This window comes from Chitinophaga varians (assembly GCF_012641275.1).
Lineage (GTDB): Bacteria > Bacteroidota > Bacteroidia > Chitinophagales > Chitinophagaceae > Chitinophaga > Chitinophaga varians_A.
Genome location: NZ_JABAIA010000003.1, coordinates 64,022 through 79,397, shown reverse-complemented (window position 1 = coordinate 79,397; position 15,376 = coordinate 64,022). Strand labels below are relative to the sequence as shown.

The following is a 15,376-nucleotide window of genomic DNA, read 5'->3' as shown; positions in this document are numbered from 1 at the left end:
CAGCAATATTTTTATTTGCCGGCTGCGGCAAGCCCCTTTTGCAGGTCTTCCACATTCATCACAGGCTGAAATTCCAGTTTGGCGTTCAGCTCCATAAAAAATGGTTCCGCAATAACCGGGATCTGAGATGGATCTTTCATATCGAATACCATGAGGCAGGTACGGCAGCCTTCCGATGCGAAAAAGTAAGTTGCTTCAGGCTTGATTTTATCGACAGTAGCTTTGATGATTTCGGGGAGACGGCCTTTTTTAATGGCTTCATTGCCGGCCGAAACTTCCATCACGACTTTTAGCATGGTACGCATAACATTTGGGGTTTGGTTATGCTGTAATTTCGCACTTTTTGCGCAGGGGAAATGTTATCCGAAAGTTATAATGCACTGCCGCCGTGGCTGCTTAGAACAGTGACATCTGTGTTTGCTGTGGTTGTGGTGACAGCTCCGGCAGCCCGAATACTTTCCTTACCACCTGGTAAAAATCCGCCTCATGTACGCCGTCATGCACATGCAGGAAGAAATAAATATCCTGCAGGCCCTGTGCTTTCCAGGCATCGAGGCGTTCCTTCCAGGCGTGGAGCCGTGTAACGTCCAGCGGATGCCCTCCCTTTGTCACGAACCGCAGGAACAGGTGTGGAATGGTATGTGCCATATGCAGACAATCGCGCCTGCCGGGCGTGTCTGTCATCACTACTCCAATGCCCAGCTGGTGCAGCGTACGAAAGAATTCTTCCCGCTCTGCGGTTTTTTCAAACCAATCAGGATGCCGCACCTCCACATAAAAACGGATGTCCCGGGGCAGCAGCTCCAGGTATTTATAAAGGTTCAGCTTACGTACGGGAGAAAAATGTTCGCTAAGCTGCAGGAATACCGGCCCCAGCTGCGTTTCAAACGCCCTTATACTTTCCAGGAAAGCAGCGGTTTCCGTACCGGCATTCAGCAAGGTGCTGTGATGACTGATGGACTGCGGTACTTTGGGACAAAAACGGAAATCGCGCCCTTTGGTCTTATCCGTCCATTTGCGGATATCATCAGGACTGTAAATTTTGTAATGGGTGGCGTTCAGCTCCACACAGTTGAACAACCGGCTGTATTCTGCCAGGGTATCTTTAATGCCTTTGGTATACAGGGTGCCGGCATATTCTTTCCGGCTCCAGCCGGAAGTGCCTATCCTCAGCACACTATCGCCCGCGACACCGCTCAATACGGCCGTGGTAGGCCAGGCATCAGCCGGCAGGCTCAGGTCCAGTTGATCGTAAGATTGCCAAAGGGCGCCAAAATCCATGCCTGGTTGCTTTTTTTGTTAGCCGGTAAAATTACAAAAGTAAAGGCTTATTTCGCCTCCAGCGCCCGCAGCCTGTTGTCCTGTTCTTTCAGTTGCTGCTGCAAACGCATGATCAGCTCCTCCTGTGTGTTTATTTTTGTTTGTTGTGTCTCCATCTTTTTTTGCTGATCGATCAGGTACAGGGTCAATCCTTCTATCTTCTGCATCTGGCGTTGCTGCATATCCCCCAGGTCCAGCCCCTGCTTCGCGATTTCTGAGGCGGAAGGTATACCCGGAAGATGCCCTTTTGTTTGTGTATGCTGTGCTACTTCTTTCAGGGAAGGCAATACATAGGCGGAATCAAACACGAAGTCGGCCCAGGTTTCCTGTGTCACTTTTATCCTTCTGGCGCCGATAGTGCCGTCTACCGCCAGTTTGTAGGGATTGTTGGGAGATGTCACACCAATACCGACATTCCCCGTGTAAGAGACTGCCAGCCGCGGCGCTCCTCCGGTGAAAAACTTCATACCGCCAAATCCGCTCAGCCAGTAGGTAGGGCCGTTGCTGCTCCAGCTATCGAGGGTCCATTGCATGCCATAGTTAGGCTGGTTCTGGTTGTTATACATCATATAGTCATGCATGGCAACACCTATTTTGTTTCCCAAACCGGCCACACCGATATTTCCTGCTACTAACAGCTGCTGGTCTGGATTAGTGATGCCAATACCTACTCTTCCTACTCCATCCAGAAAAATTCCCCGCTGGGAAGAATTATCTGCGTCATTCTGGATAGCGAAGACATTACTGTTTCTTAAAAAGCCCATCCCGGCTATCTTAGTGCCTGACCGGATAAACGAAAGGTGAAACTGATTATCTCCCTGATCAGTATGCCGGGTAATCTGAATTCCTTTTCCATAAACTACCGGATCATACCATTCTCCAAAAAATGCAGTCCCTTCAAATCGGGATTTGCCGGCGACATGAAGTAAAAAATCTGGCGAAGGATTGGTGCCAATACCGACGGGTCCGGGGTAGGTTTGTGCATTCACGTGATACAGCAGGGATCCAGCCAGCAACAGGCCATAGGTTAAACAAATCTTTTTCATAGAGGGTAATATATTTAGCCGGGCAAGATAACATATTTTCGTCATTAAGAAGATCGGTTCTGCGGGACCAGCATCAACCATACACGTTGCTGTAGACAGAACTATTCTTATCTTAGCGGCATGTCGTACACAGACTTTTGGAGTCGATAAAACAAATACATGAAAAGCCAGCCACCCATCCCGCTACATGGCAAAGAACTGCAGGACCTCGGCGTAGAACTGAAGACAGGCACCTATATACACGAGGGCATGAGGCACATCCACCGCGATGACCATTACGTTTTCCTGCTGTTGACGGAGGGTGAATTTGTGCTGGAAATTGATTTTATCGAATGGCATATGACTGCGCCGGCGTTATGTTTCATTGCACCCGGACAGGTACACCGTTACATCCGGCAGCACCCTCGCAGCAACGGCTGGTTTCTGTTTGCCGCCCCCGGCATGGTCAGGGGAAACTGCCGCGATATTTTTGAAAACTACCAGCGGGTACAACAACAGTTTCCACTCCCGCAGTCACCTGCTGTTTTCCTCAGCATGCCGGTATTGCAGCACGCACTGGAAGCGACCGGCCGACTCCTGAAAAAACAAATCGTGACATCACTGGCAGAAGGCATATTAGGGCTCTTCGCCGCTGAAATCATGCAACATGATTTATCCCATACCATCGCCAACAGCCGACGGCAAACCATCACCGTAAAATTCAGGAAACTGGCAAAAAACAAATTCAGGGAACTGAAGCAGGTGCAGCAATACGCCGAACTGCTGCACATTACGCCGCTCTATCTCAACGAGTGCGTAAAAGCCGTCACCGGCTTTCCTGCCAGCCACTGGATTGCAGAAGAAGTACTGCTGGAAGCACGGCGGCTACTGTACTATACCCGCCTGGACGCAAAGCAGATCGCGTTTGAACTGGGTTACGAAGATGCAGCCTATTTCTCGCGGCTCTTTAAAAAACATACCGGCATGACGCCATTGGCATTCAGGACACAAAACCATGAATTGTCCAATGATGCCCATTAATCGGCCTACTCCTCCCTTTCTTTCCCTCATAGCTTTGCACTCATAATAAGCTGATAAAAAGTTATGAGTACAATTGCTAAAAACAGTATGGAGAACCCGGCTATTAGCTTCGGTTCCCTGGTGGCCCCGGTAGTGCTTTCCGTATTGTCTATCTTTCTGACCATTGGTGTTTCTTTCGCTGTGTTACCGAAACTGGTACACGATCAACTGGGATATGGCAACGTGCTCGTTGGTGTGGTGATAGGCCTTGCCAATGCCACCGCCCTGATTACCCGTATGTACGCAGGCACGCATACGGATACCCGCGGCCCTAAGTCCGGGCTGGTACGCGGCATCATTACCACCGCCGTTGCCGGCCTGGTGTATGTTTGTTCCGCCATTGGCGGCCTCCCTCCGTTACTCACCCTGGGCCTTTTGCTTGCCGCCAGAATCCTTCATGGCATTGGCGAGAGTTTCCTCATCACCGGCGCGCTGACACTGGGCATTGGGCTGGTAGGCCCTGCCAGGGCAGGTAAGCTCATGGCCTGGGTGGGCATCTCCCTGTATGCCGGTATCGGTATGGGCGCGCCATTGGGTAATTTTGTGCACCAGTATTTTGGCGTGATGGCAGCCTTTATGCTGATCCTGTTATTGCCGGCACTGGGCAGCCTTCCTGTATTAAGAAGCCCCGAAATAGCCACCAATGGCAGGAAACCAGCCGTTCCGTTTTATCGGGTGTTGTCCATGATTTCAAGACAGGGCGTATCCCTTGCTTTGTCCGTGATAGGGTTTGGTTGCCTCTCTTCCTTTATAGCGCTGATGTTTGCGGCCAACAAATGGAGCGGTGCGCCATGGGCGCTGAGTGTATTCGCCACTACGTATACCCTTGTCCGTTTGTTCTTCGCCTCATCGCCCGACAAGTACGGCGGATACCGGATTGCGGCCATCTCCATCGTGATCGAGATGGCAGGTCTGCTCCTGTTATGCAGCGCCGGTTCTCCGGCCATGGCATTGATAGGCTGCGCGCTCACCGGCATCGGCTTCTCCCTGATATTTCCTGCTTTAGGCGTGGAAGCGGTCAAAAAAGTTTCTCCGGAAATACGTGGCAGCGCGATGGGCGCCTATACGGCCTTCACCGACCTGGCGCTGGGCGTTACGGGCCCCATTGCCGGGCTGATCGCCAGCAGTTTCGGTTATCAGGCGATTTACCTCTTTGGCGCCGTATGCGCTGCATTGGCACTACTGCTGATCATGATCAGAAAAGAACAATAAGCTACATACCAACAATAACCCCATCAAATCTCCGGACATCCACCCGGGGATTTTCCCATTCATATACATACTTAGTTATCCTAACTTTATTACATTAGAAAAATACAACACCGGACACCCTATTGTTTCACTCCTAAAAAAAACCACATGTCAGTTACTCCCACCAATGTATCGTTGTGGACTTACCGCACCATTCCTTTCACTTTTGAAAGCGGCTATCCCTACCAGCAGGAAGTCTTAGCGGCCATGGCCCAATGGGAAAACGCCGCCGGCGTCACTTTCCTCCCCTGGTCAGACGAGCCTAATTACCTGTACATCCAAAAAGAAAGCGCCGATAATGAAAGCGGCATAGGCATGCAGGGTGGCAAACAAATCGTTGGCATCAGCCAGTCCGACCTGGCGCTGCATGAACTGGGGCATGTCATTGGCCTGGCCCATGAACATTCCAGAAGTGACCGTGATGACCACATCGACATGCAATGGCAAAACATTGATGGCGGGCAGGGTAATGTGCAGTTCACCAAAGACCTGTACAGCAACAACCTCACAGACTATGACCCGCTGTCGGTCATGCATTATCCCGCTCCGGCAACCGGCTGGGGCGGATACCCGGACAACCAGCAGGTATGGACCATGCGATGGAAACAGGACAACAGTCTCAAACTGGGCGCTGGCGACAACCAGGGCTACACCGCCTTGTCGGCCAATGATAAAAACCCCGGTGGCATCCTTTCGTTATACCAACAGCAACGAGTGCCTATGGGCCCGCAAATAGCCAGCGGAAAATGGAAAAACCCTTATGCGGTGCAATTTTCTTTCATCATCGATGGCCAGACCTATGCCTTCGAGCACAATCCATCCGCGAAAAGCTGGTATATACAGATACTATCGCCCGACGGAACCCCAGGCGCCACCACTCAGCATGGTACCTGGTACGATCCTTACGAAGTACAGTTTCCGTTTACTGTTGGTGGCAGGACGTTCTATTATGGTCAAAATCTCGAAAAAAAGAACTGGTTCATCCAGGAACTGCTGGCCGGCGGGCTTGTAGGACCAACTACCGCCACCGGCTCCTGGCATAACGCTTACGCAGTCCAGGTCCCGTTTACAATTGGCGGCCGTGTATTTTTTTTCGGCCAGAACCTTGAAACATACTACTGGTTCATCCAAGAGTTGCTGCCGGATGGTAAAATGGGCAGTGAAACAGACCATGGCACCTGGCAAAACCCCTATCATCGCCAGTTCACCTACACGATGGGCGACCGTGTATTTCTTTGCGGCCAAAACAAAATTAAAAAGAGATGGTTCATCCAGGAACTGCTGCCAGGCGGCAAAATGGGAAAAGAAATTTCAGCGGGCTACTGGCAGGATGCATATGAAGTACAATTTCCCTACAATCTGGGCGGTGTACAATACTTTTATGGGCAAAGTATGACATCAAAAACCTGGTTCATCCGCCAGCTAAATGCAGACGGCACTATGGGTCCGCTGGTACAAGCCGGAAGATGGGACAAAGGTTACCAGGTACAGTATCCCTTTGTAAGCGGGTATCAACAGTATTTCCTGGGCCATAACACTGATGACTATAGCTGGTTCACGCGGCAATTAGTTGCTTTATAATATCGTAAGCCGTCCCTTACCGGGACGGCTTCTTTGTCCGTTCTTCCTGAATACGGATAGTTTTCAGGAGTGATAATGCTTCGGGGATAAAGTAATCAGTGAAGGAGTCTTTCTTTGCCGACAGCAGTTCATATGTAAACTCTAAAGAATTTTCGTTGATGATGGTAGCTGCGGTAACCTCCTTACGTTGCAGGGAATCTGAATAATCAAAAACCGTAATGGCATAATATCGGCCATCGATTTTTTGTATGGTGTCAAACAACAGTTTATTGCTAGTCCCCATCATTTGGGCCTCCTTTTTTACATTTTTGAGATAAGCTACATGTATGTTTTTGGAGGTATCTTCTGTTCCATACCGGCGCATTACCAACGGATGTTTGATGGTAAATTTATCAATGGTGTCTCCGCGCAACTGGGGCCCCCATGCATCGAATTCATGTACTATACGCAGTGCTTTGGACTGATACCGGTAACACTGACTATTGCAGTTCCGGCCACAGTCACTTGTATAGGTCCAGGAATAACAGGTATCATACCGCTCGGGAACAGCGATGGTGATAATGCCCAGGCTGTCAATCAACGGTATCTGCACCAATTTGGAATGCGGAGGAAGTGGCTCATCGTTCTTCGCTTCCTGGCAGGCGGCCAGTAGGAATAATACTACGAATGGCAACAGGTATTTCATGGCGGGATGATAGAAACGGAGGCAGGGCTCGAACCTGCGTCTATCCGGATTAAGTGCCGGAAGCTCTACCAACTGAACTACTCCGTTAGTTTTTTTCGGGAGACAGCGGCGAAGCGTCTTTCCCTGAAAAATATTTGTGTTGCTTTAATATGGTCGCAAGATAGGGATTTGACACCGTAACACCATGCACCAATTCCGGTGTTGGCAGAAAAGGTACGGGGTGATGTACCCTTGGGGCAATCCAGCCGGAACGTTCAGGGTCCAGCCCTGCTGCCTTACAGGCAGCAGCCACACGCTCGCGGTTACACGTAGTTTTACCGGAAAATACTTCCCAGGGCAACGGCAGCTGGTTCCATACCGACAGGTTAGGGTCGCCTTTGTGCCCTTCCATGTGGTGCCATTCAGCCACATCGCCAGCTATCAGCCGCATCACTTTTCCGAAGCACATCTCCTCCAGTATAAATTCCATGCCCAGGGCATAGATGAGGCTCATCCAGCCGTCACGTGCCTTGTTCCAGGCATTGGCGGTATTGTTCCAGGTGGTGGAATCGTTGCCTGACCGCACCACCATCGACTGACGGTCAAAAACGTTCGTTTGCCACAGCTCTTCCAGGAATGTGGCCACCTGCTGCAACAGTGTGGTCCATTTACCGAGTAAAAAACCCTGTTGCTCCGGTGACAATTTACGCAGCACCTGCTGGTCCGGATATACCATGGCAATAGCCGGCCAGTTGGCCGTATCCTGCTGCCGGGGCTGACGTTTCGCCGGCATAATATCCCACCAGCTGGCATCCACCGGCTCATATAGACATCGTTGCAACAACATATCAGCAATTTCATCAAACGCCCGTTGCTGCCCGCTTACTGTGAATTCACTACGCAGGTTGCAACGTGCGGTATAGTAGGCTATAAAACAAGCGCTGTTCACATCTTTCATAAAATCTTCCCGGGTGATGTCTTCCGCGAAGCCATGTTTACCGATACGCTGGAACAAACTTTTCCTATGCCCGCGGAGCATGGTATGCAGCTTCTTATCGAGATGCCGTAAACAGCGGAACAACTTATTGTAGCGGCGGCGGGAAATGTCCAGGCCGGCAGCCATCCGTTCTTCCCGGTTCAAACGGTCTGTTTTATAATCACTGTATCCCGGGTTTTTATGTATTACCGCGCTCACTTTCGCTAAAAAGGCCTCTACCACCAGCGGGTCGTCATAGGCAGACATATCATTGGCGCCATCTGTTTTAAACAGTTGCATGGCCCTGCTCACCTGTACCTGTGCTCCTGACACGTCCGCGAACGCCTCCAGCATGGAGGTGTATTGCCATACCTGGTTACGCAGCGCCCCGGACGCGGCTTTATTCAACAGCTGCATTTCCTTTGCGCTCAGGTCGCCCTGCAATACTTCTTTGATCAGCACCGCAATGTCTTCCGGGCGTTTTCGCAGACGCAGGCTTTCGTATAATGTTTCCAGGTTAGATTGGGTCATTGCTTTCACTACAGAATTTCTCAAAGCTACTAAGTTCTGTCGTTTTTATTTATTTTTAAGAAAATCCCGCATATGAAGCTCCCTTACCTATTGTGCTGTTGCCTGGTCATTCTTGGCGCCCGGGCCTATGGTCAGAACATTGATATCCTCCGTAAATCAGACACCTTTGAACGCAAAGGAAAACACCGCGACTTCGTTTACTGGAACAATCCGGCAGATACCGCCGGACTGGAATATGTGGCCACGCTGTCTTCCAAAGGTTCTGCCATGGGCGGCAGCTCCCTGTGTGAAATCTGGAGCCATGCCGGCAACCGGTCTGCCAGATTAGGCTCCAACGTGTTTATCTTCCGGTCATTTACCGACAGCGATTCCACTAAACCGGAGCTGGTCCTTGATCTGTATCTGGCCTCTGAGGAAGCCCTGCAGCGCAATGCCGGCCGCGAAGAAAAAAACGTGGTATATCTTTTTGGCAACAAAGGAAAAGAGATGTCTGTAAAAGTGAATGCCACACAGAAAGATATTCCGGCCAACGGTGTGCTACGCTTTGCGCTGCCTGCCGGTGAAGAGCTGAAACTCAACAAGGGTGGCGCTACCGGCGCCTGGAGAAACATCAGGGGAGAAGAAGGAAAAGCAGCGTTGTATTTTTCCGTATCAGGACCAGGGCTTGGCGGAGCAGTGCCCCCTGCCGGTTCTATGGGCATTTCCCTCAACAGTGGGCGTATCACGGAAATGAACCCTCATTTTGCCCGCATGATGATGGCCGTACAGCAACAGCGCATAAAATAACCTTTCAAAAATAATCCGGCAGGTATAAAAAATAATCCCGCCAGCGCCACAGCAGGGCATCCGGAAAGATGAGCTTTGGTCAAAAACACATGACCATATGAAAAAAGTAATCATCATCGGAGGGGGTATAGCCGGACTTGCTGCAGCACATGTGCTGTCGGATTTCTGCCCGGAGATATTGATTATTGAAAGGGACGAGTTGCCTACCACGCCTGAAACACGGCCCGGTACGCCGCAGGCATACCATCCGCATCATCTCACGCCGAGAGGGCGCATGATCCTGGAACAGCTTTTCCCGGGCCTGAACAATGAATTGCTGGAAAACGGCGCCGCTTCGAGCCTGGGCAAAGACATCCGTTTTTATTACCCCTTCGGGGAACTGATCATGCCCGATCCCGGCAATGACGCGGCGTGCAGCCGGCCTTTCCTCGAATGGCATATCCGGCAACGGGTGCTGAAAAACAAGGGCGTCCGGTTGCTGACAGAAACGACTGTCACTGATCTTGTCATCGACAGCGAACAAAACAAAGTATGCGGTGTGACCATCACCAGCGGCAACACTACCGCCGACATCAATGCCGATATGGTGGTAGTGGCCACCGGCTTCCATTCCCGTTTAAGCGAATGGCTTAACCGTCCCGGCTATACGATTCCCGAACCGGAATTACTGACCACCAACCTGGGGTACAGCACCCGTCACTATGCCCTCCCTCCTGCCCTCACCCTTCCCTGGAACCTGCTGCATATCGAAAACCAGGAACAGCCCGGCGTGCCTACCTGTGTGGTAAGCATCATGGAGAACAATATCCTCGAAATCATCCTGGGCAATATCGGCGGCCTGTACCCGCCTACAGACACCGCAGGTTTTGAAGCAGCACTGGCATTGCTTGACAATGCGGTATTAAAGGAACTGCTGCAACAAGTAACACCGCTGGAAGCACCACGTGGCTACCGGATAAAAGACGTGACGTTCCGGCATTATGAAAAGATGGCTTCGTGGCCGGACGGATTAATGGCCATAGGCGACGCTTTCTGTACGTTTGATCCTATTCATGGCACCGGCATGACCATCGCTGTGATGCAGGCAGCGCTGCTGCAAAAAAAGTTACAACATACCGGTATACTATCCCCTTCCTTTGGTAAAGATTTTATGCAGGCCGCCGCAAAAATTGTGGCCCCTGCGTGGTGGATAAATGCGGTGGCCGATACCGGTCATCCACAGGTAAAGCACCACTATACGGAAGCACAGAAAGGACTGCAGTTTGCGCATGTTTTCATGGAACAGGTGTTGCGGTTTTCCGTCAGCTTCCGTCAACCGGCTTTATTTGGATTGGTGTGGCTGGTCCGGACTTCTTTCTTATCGCCGCAGGAACTGATCAACCGGCCGATGCTGGACATGCTCCGGGAAGCAGGGCTGGCCGGCCCGCTGGACCAGCTGATACAATCCGGTGAAGTATCAGATCCCCGGCAGTGGCACCATGACCGCTGTCCGGACATCCCTGCGTTTGAAGAGGAACTTTTTATTCCCCGGGAAGTATTGAGCAGGCAATAATTCCCATATCCCAAAGATCTCCCTGTGGGAGATCTTTGGGATTAACTATTAATAAAAAAACTGTTCGAGAATGATCTTCCCGTCTTTCACTTCGTAGAGCATGATCTCGTTCATTTGAATTCTGCCATGCGGTCTTACCGTGATGTCCGTTTCCCTGGCCACCGCAATGTGATTGCCCGTTACAATTGGCGCGCTGGTATATACCCGGTGTACTGCCTCAATCCGGCTCACGAAATCATCCGCTTTTTTACGCACCGCTGTTTTACCAAAAGCGTCTTCCATATAGGGAGAACCAGCCGGTTCGATGCTCCGCACATCGTCCGCAAACAACTCATCCTGTATATCAAACCATTTTTCCTGTTGTGCCAGTTCCACGAAACGTGTTACCACCTCCTGTGTTGTCATTACTTTTTCTGCTATCTGTGTCATAGTGTTACTATTTTTTTGTGTGATGTTTTCTCTGACAAAACTACTTTCCACCTGCTATTTTCTACCGGGGTTAAACAGACTTTGTTACGGGTTGATCTGGACAGGTCCGGGGAAATTCCCGGTATATTCCAGGTAAAATAATTTTTTCTATTTGACAAAAATGATCTTATTTTATCTGACAGTACCGATAACCTCATAGTGACCATTTCCTTCGAGAATATTCCAGTCTTTTAACAATAACCATAATCCAAAACCCTCATGCAACCGAACTACACGCGTTTTCTGGGTCCTGTATTTTCACGTGCCCATGCACTGGGCCGCAGATTTATACCTCCCCGGCAGGAGAATATCATCGGCGGAAAAGAAGGAATCCAAACTTTCCTGCAAGAACCCGAAGCAGCCATTGAAGCCACACAAATTGTTATTCCTCCGGAATTTAACGGCAAAGATTATGTTACATTCCTGTTACACATTGACGCCGAGATTGAACACGGACTGATGATCCAGTACCTGTATGCTGCCTACAGCCTTGGCGGGCCGCAGGTGCCGGAGGCGAACCAGGCCACAGTGGCCAGGTGGCAGGAAACGATTTTAGGCATTGCGAAAGAAGAAATGGGACATTTTGTGTCTGTACAGAACGTACTGAAACTGATAGGCGCGCCGCTGCACTTTGAGCGGCAGGATTATCCGTGGGACACGCCTTTTTACCCTTTTCCTTTTAAACTGGAACCGCTCACCCTCTCATCGCTGGCCAAGTACGTATATGCAGAAGCGCCGGAGTCTTTCCTGACAAGCACCGACCCGATTGCGCAGGAGATTGTCCGGACAGTGAAAGCAGACGTCACCAATCCGAATACAGTAGGCGCATTATTTTCCGTATTGCTGCAACTGATAAAGGACCCTAATGTTATCGGGGATGAAGTATTCCAGGCCAATACCTATCCCTACCAGGCAAAATTCGATGAATGGGGCCGTGGTTACCAGGGCGGCGCCAGAGGCAATGTAAAGGGCGGAAGCCCTGCCGGCAGCCCGGACGTACTGGTAATGCCCCTTGCCAGCCGGGACGATGCCAACAACGCCCTTAACGCTATTGCCGAACAGGGAGAAGACAACACCGGGGCCACCGATGAGCCATCCCACTTTACCCGTTTCCTGAATATCTATACAGAGATGCGGAGCATGACCGGTATTCCCTTTTCACGGAAACTGGCCACCAATCCGTACATCCAGGAAGATGTGGAAGACCCTAACGCCTCCCCTTCCGAAGGCCAGACTGACAACAGTGATCCCAGAGACCCCATCACCAACCCTACCGCCCTGCAGTGGGGACATTTGTTCAACCTGCGCTATCGTATGCTGTTGAATTTCCTCACCCATAGCTTTGTACTGGACGACGGCCTGAATGTGGCCGGCGCCATTACGCCGAGAGGGTTGATCATTAATTCCACCTTCGGTGAGATGTATAACCTGCGCGCTATTGCCTCCGAGATGGTGAAACTACCGCTCAACACCGGTAAAGGCGATAAACTGGCCGGGCCGCCCTTCCTCATTCCATACACACTGGAGCTGCCTACCGGTGAACTTAACCGCTGGAGGACCCATGCCGATCTGATACAGGCTTCCGGCACACTGATCGACCAGATGCTGGCAAACACCAATATTGGCCATCAACGTTACCTGCACGCGCTGAAAGAAGCGGATGCCAAACTGAATCAGATCATCGGGGACATGCTCGCTGTAAACGCTTAATCTCTCACCTGTCAATTCTTCCACATGGCTATCATCGCAATCAGAATATTACCTCCCTTTGCCATTGCCCGGCTGGGGTCTTCGTCTGTACCACAGACGCCGTATGACTTACAAATACCTGCTGACAAACCGTTAGGGTTCCGTGAAATGGTGCCGCAACCAGAGTACTACGTGGACCCCAACACCGGCAAAATCACCGCAGGAGCTGCTCCACAGGCGGTCATCTTCAAAGACAACGTAACCTCCATCAAAGACAAACAGGGAAGAATACGGCCGGTAGCGCCTTTCCTGGACGTCTTTGCCATCACCTCAGATGCCCCGGACAAGCTGGTGCCACTGACACAAAAAATACTCGACGCTGCCAATATCAAAATCAATGATTTTACCTGGACCGTAAAACTCAGCAATCTCAAACTCGAACGCAGAACAAACGACCCTAACGACGCAATACATGCATCTGTCACTATAAAGGGAGGCGATTACACGCCCAAACCGGTCATTGGCTATTGTACCAACTTCATATCCGGCAAATCACTGCCACTTGGTTCTGTCCAATTTATCCAGCCTACCACGGATTTTCCTCAAATAAGACTGCGGTATACGCCCGGCCCGGGAAAAGTGTATGGCTGTTCTGTAGACAGCGTCAAAACTTATGGTCAACCCGCTACCAAAGACCTTAATATCACTGATCCTAACACCCAGGTGATTTACGACCCCAGTAAACCATGGGCCAAATATGTGGAAGGACCGGATTTTAATCCGAACTACACCATGCCCGCACAGATCTTTGCCGGCTATTCAGACGACAAAGGCAACCAGTACAGCTGGGGTTACATCGACGATGAGTGTGATGGTTATGTGGAACTGAATATCAACGGCACCAATCCGCTCGTAGCCCGCACCACCATATGCGCAGGCCCTCCGGCATTTGCCCCGGACATCATGCCGGTACGCACCATCGCCGATGAACTGGAACAGGTATACCTTGGCCCCGACAGGACAGACCCCGTTCCTATTGATGAAGCAGAAGAAATTGTGCGCCGCGCGCTGGAATCCATCGTGCTCATGAATACCAGCGTCATGAACGGCAATCCTATCAACGGCAGATGGAACGTGGCCAGCACTATGGTCCGCCAGGACACCAACGATCTCGGACGGCTATACGAACCCATAATGGCCGACTCGCTGGTAGACAACCTGGCACTGCGTACCCTGCACGAAAGAGTATTCAACGGACTGAGCACCGGTATGACCTCCTGGTTTGCCGATGCGCTGCGCCGGCCTGATAAAATAGGCGACGTGTCCAATACGGAAAGGCGTAAAATGCCAGGTCTGATGCGCGGTGCAGACGGCCGCGCACTGACACTCACCTGGCGTATGATCAACACCGTTATAGCCGCAGCCGCAAATGCCCTGTTCAACGACAACACTACCGATCCGCCGACACCATCCAATGGCGTTATTCAAAAAGATGATTATATCGCGCAGGTGAATTACCGTTCCCCGGGCAATCCGTACAGCGTTATTCCAAGAGCAGCCATATCCAACTGTTTTCCGGGACTGGAATCAGATTTCAGGAACATCTGGGTGAATGTTTTCACCGGCCTGGTCATGAGTGAAAATGACAACTACGTCATCAGCGGGAAGGTGCAGCCCGGCAATGTGGATGTTTCCGGGCACAGGCTCATCGGCATCAATCAAAATCCGACCATGGTAGCAGCAGAAGGCCCTGTATTTCCCAATGGCGACAACGTGCCGCTGGTCACCAGCCAAAACCCCAACGGCGCAGTATTCATGGAATGGTCCAACCTCATCGCCTCCATGCATATTAAACCGGGAGACACTGTACAGCTGCAGTTTACCAAAGACAAAGCCACCTTTCCTGTACTGGTAACAGCAGCAGACCTGAAGACCAATCAATACCCGGTGTATAGTACGAAGATGGCGAATTTCTTTGCCAGCAAAGACCTTACAGGCGGTGAACTGGATACGCACCTGGTAGCTGACGGTTACCTTACCCGCAGCCTTTGTTCGCCCTGGCAGAACGACTACCGCGAATGTGCCTGCTACTACTGGGCCGCCACACGCCCCGACTATGTAAATGTGGAACCCGGCGAGAACGGCCTCAGTAAAGGCGATATGTGGTTATCCAAAAATCGTACAGGCGAATACGTGCCCGACAACCGTGTGGACACCCGGCTGGTATCTTACAATGATCTCTTCCAGAACTGGGAAGGTGAGCTTAATTTCATCGTAAAAGGAAATGATGCACTCACCAGCAGCGGCGCTACCACCATCGATCCCTCCAGCGAGCTGTTTGAAAACTGGGACGGTGAACTCAATTTCATCGTTAAGGAAAAGGACATACTCGCCAGCGGCGGCGCCTCCACTATTGAAAACTCATAGTACCATCTCATGTTAGATCATTCTTC

General features: G+C 51.0%; 13 protein-coding genes and 1 tRNA gene. 7 read left to right on the top strand and 7 right to left on the bottom strand.

The features are described 5' to 3' along the window. Positions 1-11: 11 nt before the first annotated feature. The 3 genes from HGH92_RS23970 to HGH92_RS23960 form a co-directional block, all read right to left on the bottom strand. Positions 12-305 (bottom strand): DUF3303 family protein, encoded by a 294-nt coding sequence (locus HGH92_RS23970; protein ID WP_168873351.1) that lies wholly within the window; start codon positions 303-305, stop codon positions 12-14. 91 nt (positions 306-396) lie between these two features. Then, positions 397-1,281 (bottom strand): DUF72 domain-containing protein, encoded by an 885-nt coding sequence (locus tag HGH92_RS23965; protein ID WP_168873350.1) that lies wholly within the window; start codon positions 1,279-1,281, stop codon positions 397-399. Positions 1,282-1,328: 47 nt separating this feature from the next. Then, positions 1,329-2,366 (bottom strand): hypothetical protein, encoded by a 1,038-nt coding sequence (locus tag HGH92_RS23960; RefSeq protein WP_168873349.1) that lies wholly within the window; start codon positions 2,364-2,366, stop codon positions 1,329-1,331. A gap of 159 nt (positions 2,367-2,525) precedes the next feature. Here HGH92_RS23960 and HGH92_RS23955 point away from each other — a divergent pair, with 159 nt between their 5' ends. The 3 genes from HGH92_RS23955 (at position 2,526) to HGH92_RS23945 (ending at position 6,257) form a co-directional block, all read left to right on the top strand. Then, positions 2,526-3,386, top strand: a complete 861-nt coding sequence (locus tag HGH92_RS23955; RefSeq protein WP_168873348.1) for an AraC family transcriptional regulator — start codon at positions 2,526-2,528, stop codon at positions 3,384-3,386. A gap of 63 nt (positions 3,387-3,449) precedes the next feature. Beyond that, positions 3,450-4,637: an MFS transporter gene (locus HGH92_RS23950; RefSeq protein WP_168873347.1), complete on the top strand. Its 1,188-nt coding sequence runs from the start codon at positions 3,450-3,452 to the stop codon at positions 4,635-4,637. 147 nt (positions 4,638-4,784) lie between these two features. Next, the gene (locus tag HGH92_RS23945) at positions 4,785-6,257 is read left to right on the top strand and encodes a M12 family metallopeptidase (RefSeq protein WP_168873346.1); all 1,473 of its coding nucleotides are present in this window, start codon (positions 4,785-4,787) and stop codon (positions 6,255-6,257) included. A gap of 16 nt (positions 6,258-6,273) precedes the next feature. Here HGH92_RS23945 and HGH92_RS23940 read toward each other — a convergent pair whose 3' ends face one another. The 3 genes from HGH92_RS23940 to HGH92_RS23930 all read right to left on the bottom strand — a co-directional run bounded on the left by HGH92_RS23940 (position 6,274) and on the right by HGH92_RS23930 (position 8,428). Then, positions 6,274-6,942, bottom strand: coding sequence for a hypothetical protein (locus HGH92_RS23940; RefSeq protein ID WP_168873345.1), 669 nt, complete (start codon positions 6,940-6,942; stop codon positions 6,274-6,276). A gap of 13 nt (positions 6,943-6,955) precedes the next feature. Beyond that, positions 6,956-7,029 (bottom strand) — tRNA-Lys (locus HGH92_RS23935). Beyond that, complete coding sequence (locus HGH92_RS23930; RefSeq protein WP_168873344.1) at positions 7,028-8,428, bottom strand: hypothetical protein; 1,401 nt, start codon at positions 8,426-8,428, stop codon at positions 7,028-7,030. Before HGH92_RS23930 ends, HGH92_RS23935 begins: the two co-directional genes overlap by 2 nt. 72 nt (positions 8,429-8,500) lie before the next feature. Here HGH92_RS23930 and HGH92_RS23925 point away from each other — a divergent pair, with 72 nt between their 5' ends. Then, positions 8,501-9,214, top strand: coding sequence for a hypothetical protein (locus HGH92_RS23925; protein ID WP_168873343.1), 714 nt, complete (start codon positions 8,501-8,503; stop codon positions 9,212-9,214). A gap of 97 nt (positions 9,215-9,311) precedes the next feature. Beyond that, complete coding sequence (locus HGH92_RS23920; protein WP_168873342.1) at positions 9,312-10,766, top strand: NAD(P)/FAD-dependent oxidoreductase; 1,455 nt, start codon at positions 9,312-9,314, stop codon at positions 10,764-10,766. 48 nt (positions 10,767-10,814) lie between these two features. Here HGH92_RS23920 and HGH92_RS23915 read toward each other — a convergent pair whose 3' ends face one another. Then, positions 10,815-11,195, bottom strand: coding sequence for a nuclear transport factor 2 family protein (locus HGH92_RS23915; RefSeq protein WP_168873341.1), 381 nt, complete (start codon positions 11,193-11,195; stop codon positions 10,815-10,817). Between the two features lie 258 nt (positions 11,196-11,453). Here HGH92_RS23915 and HGH92_RS23910 point away from each other — a divergent pair, with 258 nt between their 5' ends. Together HGH92_RS23910 and HGH92_RS23905 are read left to right on the top strand one after the other, a co-directional pair. Continuing rightward, positions 11,454-12,944 carry a ferritin-like domain-containing protein gene (locus HGH92_RS23910; protein WP_168873340.1) on the top strand — a complete coding sequence of 497 codons (1,491 nt, stop codon included), beginning with the start codon at positions 11,454-11,456 and terminating at the stop codon, positions 12,942-12,944. 24 nt (positions 12,945-12,968) lie between these two features. After that, entirely contained in the window at positions 12,969-15,350 is a 2,382-nt protein-coding gene (locus HGH92_RS23905; RefSeq protein WP_211092732.1) for a hypothetical protein, read from the top strand. The last annotated feature ends 26 nt before the right edge of the window (positions 15,351-15,376 follow it).